Source organism: Sorangium sp. So ce124 (genome assembly GCF_051525235.1).
Taxonomy (GTDB): Bacteria; Myxococcota_A; Polyangia; order Polyangiales; family Polyangiaceae; genus Sorangium; species Sorangium atrum.
This window is the reverse complement of record NZ_CP150312.1, coordinates 1,978,922-2,003,785: the sequence shown is the minus strand read 5'-3', so window position 1 is coordinate 2,003,785 and position 24,864 is coordinate 1,978,922. Positions and strand designations below refer to the sequence as shown.

Below are 24,864 nucleotides of genomic sequence, written 5' to 3'. Positions count from 1 at the left end.
TGGAGATGAACATGAAGAAGATGGGCAAGTTGGTCCTTTCGGCGCTCTCGGTCCTCGGCCTCGCGGCGTGCGCCGTGGGCAGCACGGACGAGGAAGTCCTCGGCGAGTCTCAGGAGGCGCTGATCAACGGCACGGAATTCTACGGGTCGGACACGCTGTTCAACGCGACGATTGACGCGATCGCTCGGGCGGGGCTCAGCGCGTCCCTCGACTACCTCGGTACCGGGTCGAGCAAAGGCGAGGAGTGCCTGGAAGGCACCGGCGCCGCCCCCTGCAACACGAAGGCGCAGACGATCGCTCCGATGTCCAGGGACCTGAAGGGCTCTTGTGACAGTGGTCAGAAGAGCAATCGCATCGCGCTCGACGCCGTCGCGCTGTGGGCGAACGCCTCCGCGCCCGTTTCCAACCTGTCGTCGGCGGCTGTCAAAAATGCGTACTGCGGGACCTGCACAGCTCCGTGGACCGGGGCAAAGCTCTATCGCCGTGACGACATCTCGGGCACGACCGACACCTTCAGGTCCCTCAACTCCTGCTCCACCACTCTACCTTATTCCTGGTGCCCGGGCATCGAGGCTGTGGAGGAGAACTCCACGACCGGACCGCGGCTCCAGAGCGACGCGGCGGGGACCTCGTCGCTCACGGGCGTGGGACTCCCCCCACTCACCCCCCCGGCCACGTGGACCTGCTTGGTCGCCGACTCGGTCACCGATTGCATGGGCAAGATCGCCGCGAAGGACGTCAACAATCTCGCGTACGCCGGCCTCGACGCGGCCACGGCGGGTGCCCAGGCGCTCAGCATCGACAGCGTTGCCCCGACCCCTACCACGATCCGCTATCTCGTCAACAACGGGGGCACCCCGTACAAGTATGCTCGCTTCCTGTACCTCAACGAGGGCAATGGATCTCGCGCTACAGCCGAGACGAACTTCCTGAACTGGATCATCGCGAACCCCGCGAACTTCGAGGACGCGCTGACGGACGCCGGCTTCATCGCGTGTGACCCGGGAAATCCTCTCGAGTGCGGTGCCACCGGCACCACGTGCCCCCGCAACAGCAGCCTGCCGTGAACTGATAGGCTGATGACGAAGGACGGAGCGCGCCGCGCGAGCCATCGCGGCAGGCGCGCTCCGTTCGACGCACATGGCCAGCGCGGCGCGCTCAGGTACTCCCCCTTCCCATCACCCACTAAGTACCGTGCGCCGCGGGAGGCAGCGACTTCACCGTCTGCCGGCGAGCGTTTCGGCGGCCAGGCGGTTTTCCTTGGATTGTTGGCTCGATCGATGGGCGCCGGTGCACCGAGACGATCGAGGTGCACAGGCGCACCGTCACTCTGAACGATGGAGATGAACATGAAGAAGATGGGCAAGTTGGTCCTTTCGGCGCTCTCGGTCCTCGGCCTCGCGGCGTGCGCCGTGGGCAGCACGGACGAGGAAGTCCTCGGCGAGTCTCAGGAGGCGCTGATCAACGGCACGGAATTCTACGGGTCGGACACGCTGTTCAACGCGATCACGGACACGATCATTCGGTGCAATTGCGCCCTCGACTACCTCGGTACCGGGTCGAGCAAAGGCGAGGAGTGCCTGGAAGGCACCGGCGCCGCCCCCTGCAACACGAAGGCGCAGACGATCGCTCCGATGTCCAGGGACCTGAAGGGCTCTTGTGACAGTGGTCAGAAGAGCAATCGCATCGCGCTCGACGCCGTCGCGCTGTGGGCGAACGCCTCCGCGCCCGTTTCCAACCTGTCGTCGGCGGCTGTCAAAAATGCGTACTGCGGGACCTGCACAGCTCCGTGGACCGGGGCAAAGCTCTATCGCCGTGACGACATCTCGGGCACGACCGACACCTTCAGGTCCCTCAACTCCTGCTCCACCACTCTACCTTATTCCTGGTGCCCGGGCATCGAGGCTGTGGAGGAGAACTCCACGACCGGACCGCGGCTCCAGAGCGACGCGGCGGGGACCTCGTCGCTCACGGGCGTGGGACTCCCCCCACTCACCCCCCCGGCCACGTGGACCTGCTTGGTCGCCGACTCGGTCACCGATTGCATGGGCAAGATCGCCGCGAAGGACGTCAACAATCTCGCGTACGCCGGCCTCGACGCGGCCACGGCGGGTGCCCAGGCGCTCAGCATCGACAGCGTTGCCCCGACCCCTACCACGATCCGCTATCTCGTCAACAACGGGGGCACCCCGTACAAGTATGCTCGCTTCCTGTACCTCAACGAGGGCAATGGATCTCGCGCTACAGCCGAGACGAACTTCCTGAACTGGATCATCGCGAACCCCGCGAACTTCGAGGACGCGCTGACGGACGCCGGCTTCATCGCGTGTGACCCGGGAAATCCTCTCGAGTGCGGTGCCACCGGCACCACGTGCCCCCGCAACAGCAGCCTGCCGTGAACTGATAGGCTGATGACGAAGGACGGAGCGCGCCGCGCGAGCCATCGCGGCAGGCGCGCTCCGTTCGACGCACATGGCCAGCGCGGTGCGCTCAGGCACGCCCCCTCCTCATCACCCGCTGAGCGCCGTGCGCCGCGAGAGATGGCGACTTTACATCTAGCAAGGATCGGTGCGCATCCACATATCCGCGCACGAGGACGTGAGACCCAGCGAGGAGACTCCGCCGCACCGCGCTGAGCGTTCAGCCCTTGCGAGGCCCGCCGACACGAAAGCTCCAACCCGCCGTCGCCCAAGCAGCTGGGCATACAATCATTCCATGCCCTCGCGTCGCATCCGGAATCTCTCGGGGCGCGGCGTTTCGCGCAGTGCGCTCCGGCGGTCACCAGGCCGCGGCCTGCGCAAGAAAGGACGCCTTTCCCATGCGAAAAACATCGATCCTATGCGCATTCGCCGTCCTGGCGATAAGCGCTTGCACCCTCGACTCCCGCACCTCGGGCTCCGGCGACGAGGGCCCGATCGGCGAGGCGGCACAAGCTATCGTCTCCGATTGCGACTACCTCAACCCCGCGTTATGGCCGTCGCTCGCCTTTCCCGTCGACTTCGACCGCGAGCTGCTCATCCGCGACGTCGCCGTCGTCGATGACCCCTGTCGCACCACCTGGTCCGGCTTCTGCCCGTTCGGCGGTACGCCGGGCGCGTGGACCTTCGGCGCGCTCATGAGCCAGATGGCGGGCACGACGCCCCCGCAGCAGTTCGTGGCCGAGTGGCTGCATCAGTGGGAGGTGCCGCTCGTCGTCAACGGCTTCGCCGCACCGGCGCGGCCCGGCATCCGGCCCGTGCTCATCGATCCCTGGCTCGTCGCCAGCGGCTGCCCGGCGGGCGCGCCCATCGTCGGCGCGGGCGCGTGCCCGCTCGATCTCCAGCAAGCGCCCTTCCGCCTACTCGCGATCCTCAACCGCGCGGATCTGCAAGACCCCGCGCCCCTCTACGGCGGCCCCCCGAGCCCGGGCGAGGTGCGCTTCGTGTTCGGCATCTTCGATCTTCCGAGCGGCAATCCCCTCCCGGCCACGGTCATCTTCGAGTACCTCCTCCCCTCGCAACGCGGCGGCGCTCCGGCCACGACCTTCGACTGGGCCAACGACTTTCACCAGCTGAGCGATCCGACGCTCGGCCCCATCGGCTCGCCTTCATACCTCGCCGTGCTCGAGTCGCTGCTCACCGACATCACCTCGCCCGGGGCCGAGCCCGGCGCGCTCAACGCAGGCAGCGCCATCGGCCAGGTGCGCACCAACGAGATCGTCTTCGGGCCCGACTGGAAGCTCCGTGAGAGCACGCTTCAGCAGGTCGGCCTCGGCCCGAACGCCGCGCTGCTCCTGCCGGACACGACCAAGCAGACGCCGGACGACTCGCTCAATGCGTCGGGCGTGCTCGACGGCTACCTCGACGCCAACGCCTTGTTCACCGGATCGATGAACCTGATTGACTTCATCCAGACGCCGGTCCCGCCCGCGATGCTCGGCGGCGAGTCGACCTCGCCCCCGCCGCCGCCCGCGCCGGGGCCGTTCTGGGATCACACCCTGCCAACTCCCCTCCTCCCGGTGGAGCGCCATCACTTCGCGTTCGCCACCTGCAACGGCTGCCATAGCCCGACCGAGCTGGCGACGCCCTTCACCCACATCCACCCGCGCCCGGCGGGCGCGCAGTCCGGCGTCTCGCCGTTCCTCGCCTCACCACCCATCCCCGCCGGCGGCCCCACGGGCCTGCCCGCGCCCGGCACCGAGCTCACCGTGCCGGACCCGGCGGGAACGGGCGCCGTGTTCTCGTACCACGAGCCCTGGCGCCGCGTCTGTGAGACGACGCGCATCCTCAACGGCGTGACCATGCCGTTCACGCGGGCCAACGGCGCGCACTGAGCCGATCCTTCTCCCTCGCTGACGCCGCCCGGGTCCGCCCCCGGCGCGCCGACGGCCAGACGTCTGGCCATGGACAGCCAGACGTCTGGCCACGGAGACCCCACCGCGCCGCCCGACCCGTGGCGTACGGCGGAGCGGTGATGGCGCGAGCTGGCACAGGTTGCGGTGATGTCGTGCCGATCCAGCAGGCGAGGGCCGCGGAGCCTTTCTCGAGGGGCGCGTAGATCGCAGTGGCTTCGGCCCGGCTCGATTCTGTGACGACCGCGGGAAACGCCCCGTAATCCTTAGCATGAGCCTTTCTCGTCCTCCGACCGCCCTGGTCCAGCACAGCGCCTGGACATCCATGCACACAACCGCCGTTCATGTCCTCCCTGGCATGCTCCGGTTCCTCGGCGTCGCCGAGGACGACCTCGACGACCTGTGCCAGGACGTCCTACTGGGCGCCTACCGCAGCTTCCCCCGGTACGACCCCATGCGCGCCAGCAGCGCGCGCGACGCGGCCCTGCTGGACTCGCCAGACACGCTGGGCTACGCCGCAGCGCCCGCGCAGGCCGCCGTCGCCGCAGACAGCGCGCCGAGCGACACACCTCCTCGCCCGCGCAGCACACCCACGGGCACGCCCGATCCATCTCGACCAGAGCGCCTCGGCGAGCACTGGAGAGCGGAGGCGTCGTGGCTCTTCGGGATCGCCTGGCGGCAGGTCCGTCATCACCTGGAGCGCGCCTACCGGTGCCGCGAGGTGCCTGTAGGGCTCGCGGACGCCGACTGCTTCCAGCGGGCAGACGCCGCGCCGAGCAGCGAGCATCACATCGCCGCGAAGGAGCGGCTCGCGCTCGCGATCCGCCTCCTGTCGGAGGTCGCGCCCGAGCGCCGCGCCATCCTCCTCCTGGCCGACGCGTACGATGTCCCGATGCGCGAGATCGCGCGCGCTCTTTCGCTCAACGAGCACACCGCCGCGAGCCGGCTGCGCCTCGCGCGCCGGGACTACCGCGCCGCCGAGAAGCGGCTGCGCCCCGAGGAGAAACAGGCGCTCCGGTCCAGCGTCCTCGTGCTCCCGCTGTTCTCCGCGACCTCCTTGCGTTCGCTCCGCGAGACGATCCTGCCCGCGAGCGACCCGGCCGCGCCGCGCTCCCGAACACGCCTCGATAGGACACGGTGGCGAGCACGCCTCACGCGGGCCCTTCGCTCGGCGCTCGGGTGGGGTGCGGCAGGCGTCGCCAGCGGCGTGCTCCTGGCCACGGCGCTCGCTCCAGCACCGGTGACCTGGGCTCGCCACCTCGGCCTCGTCGCGATACCCCTCCTCATCGCGCGGAGCACACACCCGGCCCCGGCGCCGGAGCCACGACCCCGGGGCGTCCTCGATGAAGCGCCGCGCTCCGACGACGCCACGCGCTCCGACAACACCCAGGGCCCCCGAGCGCCCGCAGCACAGACGACCGAGGGGCCAGGCCAGCGCAAGCCCGCCGCCTCGACGCACGCCCCGGCGCCCGCAGACCAAAGCCAGGATCGGCTCGGCGAGGAGCTCGCGCTGCTCGATGCGGCCAAGGAGGCGCTGTTGCACGGCGAGCGCGCCGCCGCCCTCGAGCACATCGATGCGCACGCACAGCGGTTTCCACGGAGCCGGCTGACGTTGCTGCGCGAGCGGCTTCGGTCGAGGACGGAGGCGCTGCCGGTGACGACGACCGGCGGCACGGCGGGGCACGAGCGGCGATGAGCGCAGAGCCGCCGCATCACGCGCGCGTCGCGTCGCACGCCCCTCGACGGGGAAAGCAGGCATGGCGCGCAGCGTTCGCTTGGATGGTCGCGCCCCTTGTCGCGCAGCTCGCGGCCGCGCCGGTCCGGGCCGATTCCGGACCGCGCCGGGCCCGCGTGCGGATCGAGCTCACGCGCGGCCCAGGCACCGAGCGCTGCCCCGACGCGCAGTTCCTGCGCGCGGAGATCGCCCGGCGCATGGGCTTCGACCCCTTCGACGCGGAGTCTCCGCTCGCGATGGCGACATCGATAGAACAAGCGCAGGGCGAGCTCATTGCGTCGATATACCTCCGCGATCGCCGCGGCCTGGTGCTCTGGGCCGACGACTACAGGACCCGCGGCGACTGCAAGACGCTGGTTTCGACGGTGGCTCTATCGATCGCCGTGCAGCTCGACGACACGGGCGAGCTCCCGCCGCCGCAGGCAGCGCCGGCCCCGCAGGAAGAGCCCGCGCCGCCGCCGAGCAAGGCGCCGCCCGCGCGTCCGCCAGACAAAGCGCCGCCCGCGCGCGAGCTGTCGCCGGTGCGGACGCCGCCCCCGAGCAGCGCGGGGCAAGCTGCGGCGGAGCGCTTCCGATGGACCGTTGGCGCCGGCGCCGCGATCGCGCTGGGGCTGACGCCCGGCCTTGCCGTCGGTCCAACGTTGTCGGTCGGCGGACGCTGGCCGGCATGGTCGGTCGCGCTGGAAGCCCGCGGGCTGTCGTCACTGGCGACCAACGTGGAGGGCGTGCGCGTGACGGCATCGGCGCTCACCGCGAACGGTGCCCTGTGCCTTCACCGGCACTTTCTCTTCGCGTGCGGGGTCGGAGAGCTCGGCGTGCTCCGTACTGTGCCCGAAGCTCCAAGAACCGCGAGATCGGTGATGCATCTTCGTGCCGGAATCGGCGCGCGAGCCGGCGTCAGGTGGCCGTTGTCAGAGGGCCTCTCTGGGTACGGAACTGCCGAGGCGGTTCAGCGCATGGTCGATGCGTCACTCCTCCGCCGTGGAGGCATCGCCGAATCAGAGCGCACGACCTGGAGCGCTCCCGCGCTCGGTGTGGCGTTCGGGATCGGTCTACAAATGAACCTATGAGGCGGATCCAGCGGCAGAGCTATCTGCCCTCCAAGGTGAGAAGGATGAGAAATTTTCCTCGATTCAGGGAATGCTCAACGCGCACGAGGCCTGCTGAGAGAAAGCCGCCTTGCGCTGAGGACCATCGTTCATATAGGGTACGACGCATGCGTGTGATGGGCTTCGCCTTTGCCGGAGTGCTATTAGCCGCTAGCTGCACCCAAGCCCCCGTGGTCATTGAGGGCCCATGTTCGGACGAAGAGCGCGTCCTCTATCCTGAGTGGTGCGAGAAGTACGGCGGTCAGGGCGGCACTGACGGTCAAGGCGGCGACGGCGGTCAGGGCGGCGCTGGCGGTCAGGGCGGTGACGGCGGTCAGGCGCACAGCGCGCTGTGCTCCGGTCAGTGCGTCCCCCCCGCGCCGCTCGGCTGGTCCGGCCCGGCGCTCCTCTGGTTCGGCCCGCCGGAGGCGACCCCCGACTGCCCCGCCGACGCGCCGACGATCGGGTACGAGGGCTTCGCCGATCTCCAGCAGGTGCCGAAGACGTGCCCGACCTGCGCGTGCGACCCGCCCGAGGTCTCGTGCGCGCTCCCCACCGCGTGGGCCGCCGCGTCGTCGTCCTCATGCCCCGGCGACGAGCCCGACGCTGTCGCGACGCCGTTCGCCGCGCCCGACGCATGGGACGGCGCCTGCACCGCTGATGGCGCGATCCCCGCCGGTCAGGACTGCAACGGCGAGCCCTGCGTGCAGTCGCTGGCGATCGCGGCGCCCTCGATCACGGCCGGTGCGTGTACGCCGCGCATCGAAGTCCCGCAGCCCATCCCCCAGAACGCGCTCTGGTGGGCGACGCGCGCGGCGGCCTGCGTCGCCGGGGCGCACACCGCGTGCGCCGACGCGACGACGTGCGCGCCGGCAGCGCCGCCCGCGTTCCTGACCTGCATCTACCACGAGGGCGACGCCTCCTGTCCGGACGGCTACGCCCAGAGGCACGTCTTCTACAAGGACGTGCTCGACGGCCGCGATTGCACCCCCTGCAGCTGCGGCGAGGCGACCGGCGCCTCGTGCACGATCATGGCGTCCGTTTACCGCGACGCGGCGTGCACCGACCTGGTCGCGTCGAACCTCGTCAGCTCGAGCGTCCCGTTCTGCGTTGTGACACCGCCCGGCGTAGGCCTGGGGAGCAAGTCGGCCGCGGTCGTGGCGGTGGAGCCGGGCGCGTGCGCACCGCAGGGCGGCGAGCCCGTCGGCGAGCTCCAGCCGGCCGAGCCATCCACGTTCTGCTGCATCGCCTGAGTTCGCCAGAGCCGCCGCTCCCGCCGGGCGGCGGCGGCTCCGGCGGGGGCGGCGGCCGAGCGCCGGCCGATGTCTAGGAGGTCGCGGGCGCGGGGGTCCCAGGCGCGGGCGCCGCCGGCTTGCCGTTGGCCTGTCCGGCCTCGGCGGCCTTGCGGGCCTTCTCGCGCCGGGCCGCCACGCGCCGGCGCCGCTCGTAGGCGCTCGTTACCTCACGGGCGATCTCGGGGTGGCGCCGGAAGACGTGCGCTGCGGTCTTCCGGATGGCGCCGACGCGCTCGACCATGAGGTGCAACATCTGGTTGCGGATCGTGGTCGCGGCGGCCGAGGCGACGCCTTCGGGGACCGCTTCCAGCGCTCGCCGTTGCAGATCCTCCGCGAGCTTCCTGGCCTCGGCGATGAGGCGCACGTCGAACTCCTCGTCCGCCTCGACCAGGCGGTCCTTGAGCGCCTCCGCGAGCCCCGCGTAATCGCGGAGCGCCTGGGAGAGGGCGCTGGAGCGCTGGCCGTCCTGCGCGTGGAACTCCTTGATGCGCGCGAGCTGCGCGTCCGCGGGCTCGTCGACGTCGTCGTCCAGCAGGAACTCGAGCGCGGACTCGAGCTCATCGACGACGAACCGGGCGCGCTCTCCGACATCGGTGACCGCGGGATCGACGATGAGGAGCAGCCGCGTCTGCGCCTCCTGCACGGCGTGCACGATGGAGAGCAGCTCCTCGCTGGTCGCCGCGGGCAGGCGGCTCTTGACACGCTTGAGGCCGGGGCGATCGCCGTCGGGCTCCCAGTACTTCTCCACGAACGCCGCGGCGGCGACCGCCTCGCGCACGGCGATGTCGTACGGCACCTTCAGCGGGTTGTCGGTCCGCCCCGTCTCGGCGGCGGCCTTGACCCAGCGATCGTAATCCTTTCCCTGCTTTGCCATGGCGATTGCTTGTTCCCTCCTCCTGCGTCCCGCGCCTTCTTGGCGCGGCGCGAAGCAGCAAGGATGAGCTCGCTCGCGGAGATGTCTACGACGAAAAACTGCTGGTCCGGACGCGAGCGGAGGACGCCCGGGGCGATGAGGTAGAGCCACGGCGTACGGAGCGCGGGAGCGCGCGTCCGGATGGTCCAGGGAGTGTCCGGATAGCCGGGGGCATGTCCGGATGGCCGGAGGGCGCGTCCGGATGGCCGGAGGGCGCGTCCGGATGGCCGGGGGCATGTCCGGATGGCCGGGGGCGCGTCCGGATGGCCGGGGGCGCGTCCGGGTGAGCAGAGGCCGGTGTGCGAGCGGAGCCCTGGGAACACTTCTGACCGGGAGCCGCAGGGACACTTCCTTGAGCCACGGCCCCGTGCGCCGGGAGGACTGGAGACAGGGACCGGATCCTTGTCGATGCGACACGCTCGCCGAGCTCGACCTCGGGCTCCCGGTACGTCGGAGGGTCGGGCAGGTTCGCAACGCAGCGAACTGCAACTGTAGTACCAGAATTCGTTAATCGTGGCACGTGACTGGCGAGACGAACGCATCGATGAACTGAGGTCGAGCCGACGAACCATGCAGCCGAACTCCGAGCTCAACACGGCGTCCTATGGCGCAATACAGCTTCGGCACCGGCAGCCCGAGCGGCAGCCCACCCCGCAACACCGCCCAGCGTAGGAGGTCGGGCCGGTGAACGCTTACTCCCCATCAATGGCCGGCGGGAGAGGCGAGCTTGCGGCGCGTAAATCAATGAAAGCGCAATCATCTACGTCGATGGGACCGCAATGGCGTCACGGATCCGTGACAGCCGGAATTCACGGTTGTTCCAGGAGCTCACCGGTGTCATTTCGGCCGCCGCGACGGTAGGGGGTTCGCCGCTGCGAGCCCGGGGAGCTGGCAACGATGGGTCAAGGTCGGCGTTGGGTGACGATGAGATCGATGGTGCTGTTGCTCGGGGTCGTGTCCGTCGCCGGGTACGGCTGCGGAGGTGACGACACCGGTGAGCCCCCGGGGGGCACGAGCGGCGGCGGCGCTACCAGCGGTGGTGACGGGGGCGGCAGCGGCGGGACCGGCGGCACCGGCGGGGTCGGGGGCGGCAACAACAACGGCGGCGGCGGCGGCAGCGGCGGGACCGGCGGCAGCGGCGGCAGCGGCGGGACCGGCGGCAGCGGCGGTGACGGGGGGGGCACGCAGCCGCGTCAATGCGCCCCTGCCCGATCGCACGAACCGATCCCGCAGCGCCACTCGGCGACGGTCGAAGATGCCCTCGATACCTTCAGCAACCTCTCGGGGGAGATCGAGATTCAATGTGGCAACTGCCACAAGGCCCCGGCACAGCAAGGAGATTTCTCCTACACGGGCACCCCGGAGAACCTGTGCAATGCGCGCGGCAAGAGCGGCAAGACGCCCGTTGACGTCATGCTCAGCGGGGAGATGCCCTACAAGATCGGCGGGCAAGAGGCGCTCGGCCGGCGGCTGCAGGCGTGGATCGAGCAGGGGTGCCCCGTCGGCACGTACGTCCTCCCGAAGGGCGACATACACGTCGATCCGGACGTAGATTTCGTGACCCCGCGCGAGATTGGCGATGCGCAGACGGAGCTCGGGAACTGCATCCCCGACGCCGAGATCGTCGGTCGAGACGAGGAGGTGGATGAGCGCTTCGCTGCGATGGGATCGTTCGAGGACCTCCCGATCAAGCTGTCGGAGACCGATTTCGTCTCGCTGGACGCCGAGGTGCTCGCGCGCAGGGGGACGCTCGCCTACGCGCCGACCTACCCTCTCTGGTCAGACGACGCGGCGAAGCTGCGCTTCGTGCACGTCCCGGCGGGGCAGGCCATCACGTACGACCCGGAGGCGAAGAGCCTCCGCATCCCCCCGAACACCCGCTTCTACAAGACGTTCTTCAGGGCCGTGGTCGAGCCCGACGGTGTCACGCGATACCGCAAGATGGAGACGCGCATCATCGTGACGCGCGAGCATGCCGACGACGCGATCTTCGGCACGTACGTGTGGAACGCGGAGGAGACGAGCGCGAAGCTCCTCGGGACCGGGCTCGATCCGGCGTCACCGGACAGCAGGGAGCTCTACCTGAACGGAGAGCCGTTCCCCGACTACGTCCGCCCTTACACGGGCGACGAGACCACCGGCACACTGCAGAGCTACGCCGTGCCCGGCGCGACGCGATGCGTGGCGTGCCACTCGGGCTCGGAGAGCGAGAGCTTCGTCCTCGGCATCACGCCCTTCCAGCTCCACAAGCGACCCAAAGGGGAAGGCGGCGTCTACACGCCGGACGTGCTCGCCGACGAGCTCAATCAGCTCGAGCGTCTCCTCGCGTACGGTGTCGTGCGCGGCACATTGGCGACCCTCACGCCCGACGACTTCCCCAAGCTGGAGGAGTCTGCGCTTCCCCGCCGGCCGCGCAACGCCGACGAGCTGAACATGCAGGCGTACATGGCGGGCAACTGCGCCCATTGCCATAACCCGCGCGGCTACGCGGTGGCGAGCAAGGCGACGCTCCGAGGCCTGGATATGTCGCCTGGCGGGAGCATCTTCGGGTTTCACATGGATACCGTGGGCTCGGACGGGCGGCTCTACTTTCCTGGTGTGCCCGCGTCCTTCGATGAGCTCGTCATCCAGAACTCCATCCCGGTCGGAGGTATCTACCGTCGCGTCGTCCTGCCCACGGGATCGTGGACTCCCCGTGCGTTCGGCCTGCCCGTGGACAACGAGGAGGTAAGCGCATTCTTCAACCTCCACATGCCGATGCACACGGCGTCTGTGGACTGCCGCCTGCCGGTCCTCGTGGCGCGCTGGTGGGCGTCGGTGCCGCGCGATTACGAGCGCGGCGGACGGGAGGCGCCGGAGGATCCGGAGGCGATCGAGCTCGCCATGCGCGCGGCGGACGCCGCGGAGGCGCGTGCCCTTCACGACTGCGAGGAGCATCGCGATATCGGGTGGGTACTCGAGGACACGACCGAGCGCTATCCGTACGTCCCACGCAACATCGACTGGAAGACGAAGCTCGACGAGTGGATCCGCGCGGAGGAGGTGACGAGCGAGCACGAGGCGCTGGCGAAGAAGGTCTACGCTCAGGGGTACTTCATCCCACGCTGCGCGTTTCCGGGCGACGCGCCAGAGCCCGATACGGTGGAGCAGTGGATGATCAATCCGGGGACCGGGAGGCCGCTCCGGCCGTGGAGCGCGATCTACTGGTCCAACCCGGGGGAGCATATCTACGCTGGTATCTGCGCGAACTGCCATGGGATTTATGGAGACGCCCAGACCGGCGCGGCCAGGGCGCTCCGCGCGACCTCCGGGGCGAGGGTGGCGAGCTTCGTGGACGGGCTCTTCGGCCCGCGCTGGGCACCCAACGAGAACCTCGCCACGTTCCATGGGCCCGACGCGGGGGAGGACGACCTCGGCCCCGACGGGGCGGCGAAGTACCTCGTCTGGATGGCGACCGGGGGCACCACCGTCTCGTTCGGCCGTACCACGGAGGAGGAGAGGACCTTCTTCAACGTCTTCGTCGACAATCGGATCGTGGCCGCGGTGCCGATCCCGCTCGATCCGGAGACCGCGAAGGCCACATTCAAGAGATCGAAGGCGAACATGCTCGGCGTTGCGCGCGCCGCTTGCGATGAGATCCGCACCGATGCTCATCGGTTCGGAGCCGCTTACGACGCCGCGACCGCGAGCGGAAATTGGAGTGTCATCCTGGGCAGCGCCGTGGCTCCGGAGTTCGGCGTGCCCATGTGGAGGGACATGTGCACGCTCAGGAATCCTCTCACGGCTGAGCTCCGCACCGCGGACGCGAGCTCGCCGGAGGTCGATGCATGGCTCCGGAGAGCTGTCTTCAACGCCGGCGTGATGGCCTACATCTACATGCGTGACGAGCTGACGAAGGGAGTCATCGCAGTTCCGCGTGACGCCTGCGAGCTGAAGTTCCCGCGGTAGTGAATCGTTCTGGCGCGTCCGACGCGCTACACGGAGATGTGTTACGATGAAGATGCGTCAACGATGGCTGATCATGGTGGGTGCGCTGGCCGGGCTTTCGATCTTCACGAGCGCTTGCGGGGACGACGATACCTCATCATCGTCGGGGCAAGGCGGAGGTGGGACCACGAGCGCCAGCGCCAGCACGTCGTCGGGCGGTAGCTCTGACGGCGGCGGCGGTATGGGCGGCACGGGCGGCGCTGGTAGCACGGGCGGCGCTGGCGGCACGGGCGGCAGCGACGGCACGGGCGGCGCTGGTGGCATGGGCGGCGCTGGTGGCATGGGCGGCGCTGGTGGCATGGGCGGCGCTGGTGGCACGGGCGGCAGCGGCGGCATGGGCGGTGCTGGTGGCACGGGCGGCAGCGGCGACGCGGGCGGCGCCAGCGGCACGGGCGGCAGCGGCGACGCGGGCGGCGCCAGCGGCACGGGCGGCGCTGGCGGCACGGGTGGCGGCAATCCGGAGGAGTGTGGCCTGCCGCCGGACACCGACCCTGAACCCAAGGTCCGCTTCATCAATGCCCTTCTGCCGAATCGCACGAACTTCCCGGTGGGGAGCGGCGACCCGCCTGCGCTCCGCCTCTACGTGAACGGGGCGCCGGTGCCCGACATAGAGGCAGTGTCGCCCAGCAGGGTCGCCGCGTCCGTCACGAGGTACGCCAAAGTCACGGCGGGCGCGATCACCTTCTCGGCACGAAGTGATGACGGAACCAGCGGTGGCGCAGGCGACGCGCTCACGATCCCGGCGGATCCGCTGACGATTGCCCCTGGGACGCGCTACACGATCGTGGCCGTCGGAATCCTGGGCACTACCAGCCCGACGGGGCCGCAGCTTCTCATCGCAGAAGAGAAGTTCACGACGCCTTCATGCAGCGAGGTCGCCCTGCGCTTCGTGAACGCCGACGCCAGCGCGGGGCCTCCGAAATCGTTCTACATCGACCGAAGCGACACAGCCGTCGCGGCGCTCGACGGGTTCACCGCCAGCGCTCCAGAAGGCCTGCTCGTGCCTCAGCCGCCCCGGTCGATCACGGTCACCGCGTCGAGCAGCTTCGGTCCGACGGGTCAGGCGCCGTTCTCGTTCGCTGCGGCATCGCTCGTCGGTGGGCGATCGTACTTCGTCATCGAGACCGGGGAGCCGACCCGCGTCGTCGCCGATGCGCGCGCACACGGGTTGCTCGTCGTCCCGGCGGGGGACGACTCGCCTGCCATGTTCATCAACCGGGATCCGCTCGTCTATCTCTTCCACGCATCGCCGCCGCCCACGCCGTCGCCCCTCCAAGTGTACTCGGGCACGGAGAGGATCGCCATCAACCTGACGTATGCGCAGGCGCCGACATACACCGATCTGCCGCCGGGTGAGTCGACACTCTCAGTCGTCGCGCCCGGCTCCGGTGGCGGCGAGGGCTCGGGTGACACCGTGGTCGTCGGCGCTCAGCCGACGGGCCCGCTGGAGCCCGGCGCGATCTACCTGGGAGGTCTCCTCGGCATCACCGGAGAGACGGGAGACAAGGCGCTGCAGCTCAAGCTGTGGAGGGTTCAGCCGGAGCTGCCCGAGACGGTCACCGCCACGCGCGTCATGTTGATCAACGCCTCGGCGGCAGCGCCCTCGGTGGATCTCGGCCACTGGTCGGTCAACGCAGATGGGACCCAAGGTGATACGTTTACACCCGTGCTCACGGACGTCGCGTACGCGTCGGCCAGCGCCAGCACAGCCGTCGATTTCGCGGCGCCGAGAGCCGCCGGCCGGCAATGGGTAGGAGTTCGACCGGTCGGATCGGCCGACGGCATCCGGAGCGCTGCGAGAAGCCTGTCACCGACCTGGTATGCCGCTGTCCTCCTGGGAGACTGGAGCTCATCCGACCCAGCGAGCGCCGCGCGGCTCATGTTCATGAGAAATCTCGGCATCGCCTCCTCGGCTGTTTTCGTGGCGTTGCCGACTCCCTGACCGGTCGGAATCCTGCGCCCCCGCTCGACCGTACTGGTTCTCCCCGCGCGCACCCTTACGATACGCAGCTTGCCTGACGGCCTGCCGGAGCGGCACACGCCTTCCGGCCCGCGCGGCTCGTCTGCTACTGCTGACCAGGGTGCACATGAAGAACGTCGTCGAAGCGCTGTTGATGGGCTCATGGCTCCTGGCGGCCGCCGCGTGCGGCGACGACGGGCCGACCGAGCCGCCCTCGGACACGGCAGGGAGCGGCCCGGGAGGCGGCGGGAGCGGCGGCGGTGCGCCCGGAGACGTCCGTTGCCCCGGCTCGGACATCGTGTGTCCCGGGGGCGCGCGGTGCCAGATCGACGCCGAGGGCAAGCCGTCGGGCTGCGCCGCCGCGTGCGACGCGGCGCGCGCCTGCGGCGACACGGCGTGCTGCAGCCCCGGGGCCACGTGCGTGCGCGGCGTCTGCGAGGCAGCGGACCTCGTGCTCGGGCCCCCGGAGCGAGGAGAGCCCGTCACGTTCGCCACGATCCGCGTGGACGAGGACGCGTGTGAGGTGCTGCACGGGTGCGTCGGCGCGAGCGGCCGGCGGGCGCTCATGCGCTTCCACGTCTCGCTCGAGAACGCTGGCGACGTTCCGCTCGAGCTCGGCGCGCCCTCGGAGAGCGACGTCTTCGAGCCGAACTTCTGCGAGGACAGCTACGTCGTCCCGCGCTTCTTCCGCGCGCGCCTCGGCCAGGGCGGCGCGGTGGTCGCCGAGGCCGAGCTCGACGCGCGCTGCGTCGCGATGCCAGGCGGCCAGTACGGCTGCGACGCGCAGGGCCTCGGCCCAGGAGAGCACGTCGAGCAGCCCGGTACCCTCGCGTGCAACGCACTCGACGTGACCGGCGTCCCGGCCGGGCTCTACGAGCTCGAGATCACCGTGAACCCGAACAGGACCCTCGCCGAGGCGCGCTTCGACAACAACACGATCGTCCTCCCCGTCGATTACACCGCCTGCGACGGCACGATCTGCGGCGGCGCGTGCTGCCCCAGCGGCCACGCGTGCGAGGCCGGCGTCTGCATCGTGCCCGACCTGCGCCCGGACAGGCAGCGCATCGTCGACACGATCCGGTTCTCGTACCAGACGTTCCCCAGAGACGCCTGCGAGCTCATGGAAAGGTGCATCGGAGGCCCCGGCCGGCGGCATCTCCTCGAGTTCGAGGGGCGCGTCGAGAACGCAGGGCCGGGCCACCTCGACCCCGGGCCCGAGTTCAACAGCCCGCTCTTCGAGTACGCGCAGTGCCACCAGCACTTCCATTTCCTGAACTTCACCGATTACCGGCTGGTGGACGCGGGGGGCGAGGTCGTCTCCCAGGGGCACAAGCAGGCGTTTTGCCTTGTCGACATGGAGCCTCTCGATCCTTCGTCGCCCGCGCCGCGCGGCTACCCGACCTCGGGAGGCATGGGGTGCAACTTCCTGAGCGCGGGGTGGGCCGACACGTACGACGTCGGCACGCCGTGCCAGTGGGTCGACGTGACGGACGTGCCCGAGGGGGACTACACCCTCCGCGTCACCGTCAACCCGATCGGCGCGATCGCCGAGCAAGCGATCGAGAACAACGCAGTCGAGGTGCCCGTCCATGTCCCGGCGTTCGCGCCCTGCGAGCCCGAGCCGGAGATCTGCGGGGACGCGGTGGACCAGGACTGCGACGGGCTCCCCGACGACGGCTGCCAGGGCGAGGGGTGCGCCTCCCCGGTGCCCGAGGTGTGCGGCAACGCGGTCGACGAGAACTGCAACGGCGTCCCGGACGACGGCTGCACGCCGATCCCGGGCGCCGACAGCTGCGAGACGCCGGGAGAGCTGACGGGCTCGATGGATTACGCGGCGGAGATCACGGCCGAGAACACCTCCGATGTCGCGCTGCCGTGCGGCGGCGGCGGCGGCGAGGTGTTCTTCCGGTTCACGCTCCCGTCCGACGAGGTCGTGTACCTCGGCACCCTGGCGTCGGACGTCGACACGGCGCTCGCGGTGCTCGAGGGCGACGGGTGCGGCGGCCCCCCCGTCGGCTGCGCGGCCGACAGCTGCGGCGACGCCGCGCCGGGCGCGCACTTCGCGGCCAGGCTCCGGGCCGGGACCTATACGGTGGTGGTCAAGGCCGCGCGCCCCGAGGCGCTCGGCACGGTCCGCCTCAGGTTCCAGCGCGCGTCGTGCCTCGGCGAGAGGGCCGGGGTCATCTCGGGCAGCGGCCTCATCAGCGGCGACACCACCGGGGCGCCGATCCCTCCCAGCTCCTTGTGCGGCGCGAGCAGCCCTGAGCAGACGTTCTATGTCCCTGTCTGCCCGGGGACGTCCACCGTGGTGTCCTCGTGCGGCCTGACCGGCTTCCCGATGACGATCAAGACCGCGGACGACGCATGCAATCCCATCGACATCGAGTGCTTCGGCCCGCTCAGCGCGTGCGCGGGCGAGAGGGAGGGCGTGAACTCCCGGATTTACGGGGCACGACCGGGAGGGAGCCTCGGCGCCATCACCGTAAAGGGGCGTACTCCGGTGGATTTCGGGCCGTACCAGCTCTTCGTCACGCCATTCCAGTGACAGGAGCGCAGCGCCGAGCGTGAACCACGCTGCGCTGCGCCTCTCTTTCCACGAGCGAAGATTGCGCTCGACCTCGAGCGATCTGCGCTAAAACCGCGCCCATGCGAGCCCACCATCGGTCCGAACGGACGCGCCTCCGGGCGCTCTCGTCCCTGTCGAGCGCGCTCGTCGCCGCGCTCGGCCTGACGTTGCCCGCCTACGCCGCGCCCCCGGCCGCGGCGCCGGCGCAGCCTGCGGCGGCTCAACCTGCGGCCAAGCCCGCGCCCGCGGCGGCGGCGCCGGTCGCGACGAAGGCGCAGCCTGCCGCGGCGACGACCAGCGTGAGCGTCGCGATCCCGGTCGAGAAGTACACGCTCGAGAACGGGCTCGAGGTGGTCCTGCACGAGGATCACCGCACGCCCGTCGTGGCCGTCAACGTCTGGTACCACGTCGGCTCCAAGGACGAGCCGCGGGGGAAGAACGGCTTCGCGCACCTGTTCGAGCACGTCATGTTCCAGGGCTCGAAGCACGTGGGCGAGGACATGTTCTTCAAGTACCTGGAGCGGGCCGGCGCGAGCGATCGCAACGGGACGACGAACACCGACCGCACCAACTACTTCGAGACCGTCCCCGCCAACGAGCTCGCGCTGGTGCTCTGGCTGGAGAGCGACCGGATGGGGTGGCTGCTCGACCACGCGAACGAGGCGACCTTCACGAGCCAGCGCAATGTCGTGAAGAACGAGCGCCGCCAGAACTACGAGAACGCTCCCTACGGCCTCGTGCCGCAGTTCGTCCGCGCGGCCCAGTTCCCGGAGAGCCACCCCTACCACCTGCTGACCATCGGCACGCCCGAGGATCTCGACGCGGCGCAGATGGACGACGTGAAGGCCTTCTTCCGGACGTTCTACGTGCCCAACAACGCGACCCTCGTCGTGGCGGGCGACATCGAGCGGGGCAAGGCGAAGGAGCTCATCCAGAAGTACTTCGGCCCCATCGCGAAGGGCGCCCCGCCGCCCGTGGCGACGAAGCCCGACCCCGGCGACCTCGCGACCGAGAAGCGCCTCGACATCGAGGCGGACGTGGAGCTGCCCCGCGTGACGATCAGCTGGGTGACGCCGCCGAGCTTCGCGCCCGGCGACGCCGAGCTCGACCTCGTCGCCAACGTCCTCGCCTCGGGCAAGACGAGCCGGCTCTACAAGAAGCTCGTGTACGATCTCCAGATCGCGCAGGACGTCTTCGCGTTCCAGCAATCGAGCCAGCTCGCCAGCACCTTCCAGATCACGGCCACGCTGAAGAAGGGCAAGTCGCCCGAGCAGGCCCTGAAGCTCATCGACGCGGAGCTCGATCGGCTGCGCAAGGCGCCGCCGACGCAGGACGAGCACGACCGGGCCCAGGCCAAGGTGCTCTCGGAGCTGGTCTTCAGCATGGAGCAGGTGACGGCCCGCGCGAACGCCATCAACAACTACAACCAGCTCACCGGCGATCCGGGGTACTTCCCCAGGGACGTGGCCAGGTACGAGAAGGCCACCGCCGCCGACCTGCAGAAGGCGACCGCGGATCTCCTGCCCCAGGGCAGGCGCGTGATCGCCCTCGTCACGCCGAAGCCGGGCGCTCCCAAGGCCGGGCGCCTCGTGAAGCAGACCGGGGCGGCGGCGCCCGCGACGGCGGGCGCGAAGCCCACCGCCGCGGCGCCCGCGGCCGCGGCGAGCGCACAGCCCGCGCCTGTAGCGCCTGCTGTCGCGGCGCCCGCGGCCCCGCCGGCGGGCCCGAAGCCCGCGGCGGCGCCGGCAACCGACAAACCGGCGGCCGCGCCGGCCATCATGAAGCCCGCTGGCGACAAGCCCGCGGTCGACAAGCCTGCGGCCGGACCGGCCGCGCCGAAGGGGGGTTGAGCCCATGCGCATGAAACGAACCGTCTCCGCCTCGCTCGCAGCCGTGGCGCTCGCCGCCTGCGCTCCGGTCACGTCGACGCCGCCCCCCGCGCCCCCCGGCGCGCCGCCCCCCGCCGTGGCGCCGCCCGCCGCCGCGGCTGCGGACGACTTCCGCAGATCGCCGCCTCCCCCGGGGCCGGAGGTGGTCTTCCGGCCGCCCCAGATCGAGGAGGCGAAGCTCGCGAACGGGATCCGCGTCCTCGTCGTGGAGCGGCACGAGCTTCCGATCGTGGCCGTGGACGTGACGACCGTCCGCGGCGCCGATCAGGCCGAGCCGGGCGTCGGCGCGTTCGCGGGCGCGATGCTCATGCAGGGCACCAAGACCCGCAGCGCGCTGGCGCTCAGCGACGCGCTCGGCAAGCTCGGCGCGAGCTTCTCGTCCGCGGTCGGCTTCGACGGCGGCGGCGTGGAGGGCCAGAGCGTGACGCCGCGGTTCGGGGAGATGCTCACGCTGCTCGGCGACGCGTACATGAACCCTGCCTTCGCGCCGGCCGAGATCGAGCGCGAGCGGTCGCGCCGCATCACCCAGCTCGCCGAGATGAACGATCGCCCCGCGTCGCTCCTCTCCATCGCCCAGGCCCAGGTCCTCTACCCCGAGGGCCACCCGTACAACGCGCCGCTGATCGGCACCGAGGCGGCGCTGAAGAAGATCACGGCGGGCGCCCTGGCGAAGTTCCACGCCGCGCAGTTCCGGCCGGAGCTGACGACCGTCGCCATCGCCGGGGACATCACCAAGGCCGACGCGGTGAAGGAAGTGGAGCGGGTCTTCGGCTCCTGGAAGGGCCCGGCATCCGCGCCGCCCGCCCCCGCGAAGGCGGCGCTCCCCGCCGATCCGCCGGCGCTCGCCGCGGGCGCGCCGCGCGTCGTCGTCGTCGACCGGCCTGGGCTCACGCAGTCGACCGTGACGGTGGCGCTGCCGGGCGTGTCGCGCGCGACGACGGACTACGACGCGCTGCTCGTGATGAACACCCTCCTCGGCGGGCAGTTCTCGAGCCGCCTCAACCTGAACCTGCGCGAGAAGCACGCCTACACCTACGGCGCGCGCTCCGGCTTCGACATGCGCCACGGAGCGGGCCCGTTCTCCGCGGGCGGCGCCATCGTGCGGGAGAACACGGGCCCCGCCGTGCGGGAGATCTTCGCGGAGATCGACCGGATGCGGAGGGAGCCCGTCACGAGCGAGGAGCTCGCGGACGCCAAGGCGAACCTCATCCGCCAGCTGCCGGCGCGCTTCGAGACGGCGGACGCGACCGCGTCGACGATCGCCGGCCTCGCGGTCTACGATCTGCCGCTCGACGAGTACGCGACGCGACCGGCGAGGCTCCAGCGGATCACGGCCGCGGACGTGCAGCGGGTCGCGCAGAAGTACCTCGCGCCCGAGCAGCTCCGGGTCGTCCTGGTGGGCGACGCCGGCGCTGTCGGAGAGCAGCTCTCGGCGTTGCAGCTCGGTGAGGTCATCGTGCAGAAGGCGCCAGGCGTGACGGCCGGGCCGGCGGCGGCGGCGGCCGGCAAGCCGGCGGCGGCCGGCAAGTCGGCGGCGCCCGCGCAGCCTGCCGCGCCGCAGGCCACGAGGCCCGCGGCGCCCGCGCAGCCTGCCGCGCCGCAGGCCACAAAGCCCGCGGCGCCCGCGCAGCCTGCCGCGCCCTCGAAGCCCGCAGCGCCCCCCGCAGCGAAGAAGCCGTGAGGTACGCCGCGCTGCTCGCCTGCGTGTGCGCGCTGGCGTGGAGCGCGCCCGCCGCCGCGCAGACGGGGCCGGCGGCCCCGGACTGGGCGTTCGGCACGCCGGGCGGCGAGGTGGCCCTCGCCGCGGCCTGCACCGCCTCGCTCGCGGCGTACCTGCTCCCGCAGCGGCGCTCCGGGTGGGGCGCCGCCTCCAGCGAGGAGCGCAACGACGCGATCGGCCTCGCCAGCGATATCACCGGCGCCGCAGCGGGCACGCTGCTCCTCCTCGGCAGCGGGTACGCCCTCGAGGGCAGCTACCTCGGGGGCGCCGGCGTCCCCCGCCCCTACGCGCGGGCGCTCAGGACATCGCTCATCGAGGTCGAGGCGGCGGCGCTGTCGACCGGCCTCTCGAACGTGATCAAACGCCTGGCGGGCCGGTGCCGGCCGCGCTCGTGGCGGACCGATCGGTGCGGCGAGACCGACCTCGATTTCGACGCCTTCCCCTCGGGTCACACGACCCCGGTGGCCGCCATCGCGGGCGCGCGCCTGAACCTCGCGCTGCGCACGACCGGCGACGCCGCGCCGCGCCTCGGCGCGCTCGCCCTCGCCGAGGCGGCCACGGTGGTGACGATGGCGCTGCGGATCGGCGCCGGCGCGCACTCGTGGCAGGACGTCGGCGCCGGCATGATCCTGGGCCACGTGACGGGCTTCGCCATCGCGGCCGTCCACCCGATCCAGCCGACCAAGGCCCGGTACGCGGCCGGCGTGATGCCCGGCCCGCCCCCCGAGCCCGCCGCGGTCACCTGGTCGTGGGCGTTCTGATGCGGCCGTCGAGAGGCCGCCGGGGGCCCGGCGACCGGGCTTGCGCCCCGCTCCCCGGCCGCCCGCCTCAGAGGCCCATGCAGTTCGCGTAATACGTCACGGTGGCTGGCCAGTCGGAGAAGACGCCGCGGACACCCACGTCGCGCGCCAGCACGTCGAGCATCACCATCGTATCGCCGTCGTTGTCGATGCTGTCCGCGACCGACTGGTAATAGTAGCCGCCGCCGCTCGCCAGCGGGCCCGAGCGCTCGAGCGTCCATGTGATGATGTCGAGGCCAGCGGCCTTGGCGGCCTCGGCGTAGTCCGAGGGCACGATCCGTTCTTTGCCGTCGAGCGTCACGAGCGCGAACATCGGCGGCGCGATGATCTTCACGCCCTGATCCGCGAGGCCCTGCATCCCGGAGACCGCCTCCTCGTACCCCTCGGCCGTGTCGACGCGCTCGTCGAGGTACACGGCCTGCGCGCCGAACTCCGGCTCTCTCTCGAGCCAGTAGAGCACGTCGTCGAGGCTGAACGACTGCGCGAACACCTGCTTCGGGTCGATGTCGGCCGCCTTGTACTCGTCGATCATCTGCTGCGCGAAGTCCTGTTGCTCGTACTCGCCCTCGTACGGCATCTCCACCTCCGGGACCTTGAGCTCCGGGGTGAATTTGACGCCCAGGCTCGAGAAGAGCTCGATGCTCTCGGCGTGCGTGAGCAGCGTGCCGCAGGTGGCGTAGAGGTCCGTGCGGAACGCGGGCGTCGCGGCCATGTACTCGTCGACCGTGGCAGCGTCCGGGTTCGCGGAGTCCATCTTTCCGCAGAGCCGCTTGAACTCGGCGAGGGTGATATCGCTCGTGCAGCACTTCGCCGACGCGGGCGTCCCGGCCTCCGCGTCGGCCGGCACGAACGGCTCCGAGCACTTCTCGGCGAGCTCCGGGATCGCGAGGATGTTCGTCGTCGTGTGGAGATCGCACTGGGCGTGACGGCACACGAGCTTTCGGTCCTTGGTGAAGGTCACGTCGCACTCCACGATGCCGGCGCCCATCCGGGCGGCCGCCTCGTACGACTCCCTCGTGTGCTCGGGGAACTGCATGCAAGCGCCGCGATGGCCGATGGAGAAATCGGTCCGCTGGAAGGGCCCCTCGGAGCACGAAAGGAGCTTCTCCTTCAGCTCTCCTTCTTCCATGTTCGCGACGAGGTAATACGGCCGCGGGCCGAGCTGCACGGCGTACTGCGCGGCATCGTCCTCGGCCGGCGGGGCCGGCAGCGGCGCGGGCTGCACCGACTCGTCGCCGCTGGAGCACGCGCTCAGCGCAGCGACAGGCAGCGCGACAAGCGCCATGGCAGCGCTCATTCTGGCGCTCTTCCTGATCATGAGACGCTCCCCTCTGGGTGGATTGAAGTTCGGACGGTACTCGCGTGCTCCTGTGAGAATATGTCGTCAGCGAAACAACAAAGCGACATCCCCTCTCCGGCGTGCCGTCGCCAGGAGCGGCGGCATGCGTGTGCGGTTCTCGAAGCGGGGCGCGATGCGATCCATGCTCGCGCATGCCCACCTTCGAGAAGCGCACGCGCATCGCCGCGCCCCCCGAGCGGGTCTTCGCCTTCCACGAGGAGCCTGACGCCCTCGAGCGCCTCACGCCCCCCTGGGAGCACGCGCGCGTGCTGGAGAAGACCGGCGGCATCCTCGTCGGCGCGCGCGTGGTCGTGGAGACGCGCGTCGGCCCCGTCCTGCTGCGCTGGGTCGCGGAGCACACGCAGTACGAGCGGGGCCGGATGTTCCAGGACACGCAGCGCAGCGGGCCGTTCAAGCGCTGGGTGCACACGCACCGCATGGACCCCGACGGCTCGGGCGGCTGCTACCTCACGGACCGCGTGGAGTACGAGCTCCCGCTCGGCGCGCTTGGCCGGCTCGGCGGCGGTCGCTTCGTCCGGCGCAAGCTGGAGCGGATGTTCGACTACCGCCACGAGGTGACGCGACGGGCCTGCGAAGCCCCGCCGCGGTAGCCCGCTCGCTGGCCGCCGCGTCCGCCGCGCGGCCCCCCACGCCCCCTGGTTGCCAAGGCTCACGCCGGACCCAAGTTGCTCGCAATGCCGCGGCACGCGGCGGCGAGGAGAAGGAGCATGGCTATCTACCGTTGCGGCCGTTGCGGCTCGATCAACCGGGTTGCGGACCAGAGGGTCAAGGATCGGCCTGTCTGTGGCCGCTGCAAGGCCCACCTCGACACGACGGGCGCTCCGCAGCCGGTGGACGGGGCCGCGCTCGAGCAGGCGATAGCGAGCTCTCCTGTCCCCGTCCTTGTCGACTACTGGGCCACCTGGTGCGGCCCGTGCCGTGTCGTCGCGCCGGCCCTCGACGAGCTCGGCCGCAGGAATGCGGGCAAGGTGCTGGTCCTCAAGGTCGACACCGACGCCGATCCGGCGGAGGCCGGGCGCCGGCGCATCCAGGGGGTGCCCACCTTCGTGCTCTTCAACGGAGGGCGAGAGCTCGATCGCCGCAGCGGCGTGGCCTCGCGCGCCGATCTGGAGCGCTGGATCGAGACCAAGGCCGGGCAGCCCTCCACGCGCGCGAGCCACGCTTGAGCCCGCGCCGCGGGCCCTGGAGGGAGCGGAGCTGGGGAGCGGGGAGCCGAGAGAG

Annotated in this window: 16 protein-coding genes; 14 read left to right on the top strand and 2 right to left on the bottom strand. The window is 70.7% G+C overall.

Annotation, left to right across the window (positions count from 1 at the left end; all coding sequences use genetic code 11):
• The first annotated feature begins 5 nt into the window (after window positions 1-5).
• From WMF19_RS07540 to WMF19_RS07515, 6 genes are all read left to right on the top strand, one after another.
• Entirely contained in the window at window positions 6-1,067 is a 1,062-nt protein-coding gene (locus tag WMF19_RS07540; protein WP_437898456.1) for a PstS family phosphate ABC transporter substrate-binding protein, read from the top strand.
• A gap of 276 nt (window positions 1,068-1,343) precedes the next feature.
• Complete coding sequence (locus tag WMF19_RS07535) at window positions 1,344-2,399, top strand: hypothetical protein (RefSeq protein WP_437898455.1); 1,056 nt, start codon at window positions 1,344-1,346, stop codon at window positions 2,397-2,399.
• A 419-nt stretch (window positions 2,400-2,818) separates the two neighbouring features.
• Window positions 2,819-4,312 carry a hypothetical protein gene (locus WMF19_RS07530; protein WP_437898454.1) on the top strand — a complete coding sequence of 498 codons (1,494 nt, stop codon included), beginning with the start codon at window positions 2,819-2,821 and terminating at the stop codon, window positions 4,310-4,312.
• Between the two features lie 343 nt (window positions 4,313-4,655).
• Window positions 4,656-6,026: an RNA polymerase sigma factor gene (locus WMF19_RS07525; protein ID WP_437898453.1), complete on the top strand. Its 1,371-nt coding sequence runs from the start codon at window positions 4,656-4,658 to the stop codon at window positions 6,024-6,026.
• An 83-nt stretch (window positions 6,027-6,109) separates the two neighbouring features.
• Complete coding sequence (locus WMF19_RS07520; RefSeq protein ID WP_437898451.1) at window positions 6,110-7,135, top strand: hypothetical protein; 1,026 nt, start codon at window positions 6,110-6,112, stop codon at window positions 7,133-7,135.
• Between the two features lie 209 nt (window positions 7,136-7,344).
• On the top strand, window positions 7,345-8,406 hold the full coding sequence (locus tag WMF19_RS07515; RefSeq protein WP_437898450.1) for a hypothetical protein: 1,062 nt from the start codon (window positions 7,345-7,347) through the stop codon (window positions 8,404-8,406).
• 73 nt (window positions 8,407-8,479) lie between these two features.
• On the opposite strand, the gene WMF19_RS07510 is transcribed toward WMF19_RS07515, so the two are convergent.
• Window positions 8,480-9,322 carry a hypothetical protein gene (locus WMF19_RS07510; protein ID WP_437898449.1) on the bottom strand — a complete coding sequence of 281 codons (843 nt, stop codon included), beginning with the start codon at window positions 9,320-9,322 and terminating at the stop codon, window positions 8,480-8,482.
• 972 nt (window positions 9,323-10,294) lie between these two features.
• Here WMF19_RS07510 and WMF19_RS07505 point away from each other — a divergent pair.
• From WMF19_RS07505 to WMF19_RS07480, 6 genes are all read left to right on the top strand, one after another.
• Window positions 10,295-13,309, top strand: coding sequence for a hypothetical protein (locus WMF19_RS07505; protein WP_437898448.1), 3,015 nt, complete (start codon window positions 10,295-10,297; stop codon window positions 13,307-13,309).
• A 46-nt stretch (window positions 13,310-13,355) separates the two neighbouring features.
• Window positions 13,356-15,290 carry a DUF4397 domain-containing protein gene (locus WMF19_RS07500; protein WP_437898447.1) on the top strand — a complete coding sequence of 645 codons (1,935 nt, stop codon included), beginning with the start codon at window positions 13,356-13,358 and terminating at the stop codon, window positions 15,288-15,290.
• Window positions 15,291-15,435: 145 nt separating this feature from the next.
• Window positions 15,436-17,853, top strand: a complete 2,418-nt coding sequence (locus WMF19_RS07495) for a lysyl oxidase family protein (RefSeq protein WP_437898446.1) — start codon at window positions 15,436-15,438, stop codon at window positions 17,851-17,853.
• A gap of 101 nt (window positions 17,854-17,954) precedes the next feature.
• The gene (locus WMF19_RS07490; protein WP_437898445.1) at window positions 17,955-19,724 is read left to right on the top strand and encodes a M16 family metallopeptidase; all 1,770 of its coding nucleotides are present in this window, start codon (window positions 17,955-17,957) and stop codon (window positions 19,722-19,724) included.
• Between the two features lie 10 nt (window positions 19,725-19,734).
• Window positions 19,735-21,444: a M16 family metallopeptidase gene (locus WMF19_RS07485; RefSeq protein ID WP_437898444.1), complete on the top strand. Its 1,710-nt coding sequence runs from the start codon at window positions 19,735-19,737 to the stop codon at window positions 21,442-21,444.
• Complete coding sequence (locus WMF19_RS07480; RefSeq protein ID WP_272100992.1) at window positions 21,441-22,244, top strand: phosphatase PAP2 family protein; 804 nt, start codon at window positions 21,441-21,443, stop codon at window positions 22,242-22,244. Before WMF19_RS07485 ends, WMF19_RS07480 begins: the two co-directional genes overlap by 4 nt.
• Before the next feature lie 67 nt (window positions 22,245-22,311).
• On the opposite strand, the gene WMF19_RS07475 is transcribed toward WMF19_RS07480, so the two are convergent.
• Window positions 22,312-23,568: a glycerophosphodiester phosphodiesterase family protein gene (locus WMF19_RS07475; RefSeq protein WP_437898443.1), complete on the bottom strand. Its 1,257-nt coding sequence runs from the start codon at window positions 23,566-23,568 to the stop codon at window positions 22,312-22,314.
• Between the two features lie 206 nt (window positions 23,569-23,774).
• Between WMF19_RS07475 and WMF19_RS07470 the strand changes: the two genes are divergently transcribed.
• Complete coding sequence (locus WMF19_RS07470; RefSeq protein WP_437898442.1) at window positions 23,775-24,233, top strand: SRPBCC family protein; 459 nt, start codon at window positions 23,775-23,777, stop codon at window positions 24,231-24,233.
• A 117-nt stretch (window positions 24,234-24,350) separates the two neighbouring features.
• Window positions 24,351-24,809, top strand: coding sequence for a thioredoxin family protein (locus tag WMF19_RS07465; protein ID WP_437898441.1), 459 nt, complete (start codon window positions 24,351-24,353; stop codon window positions 24,807-24,809).
• The last annotated feature ends 55 nt before the right edge of the window (window positions 24,810-24,864 follow it).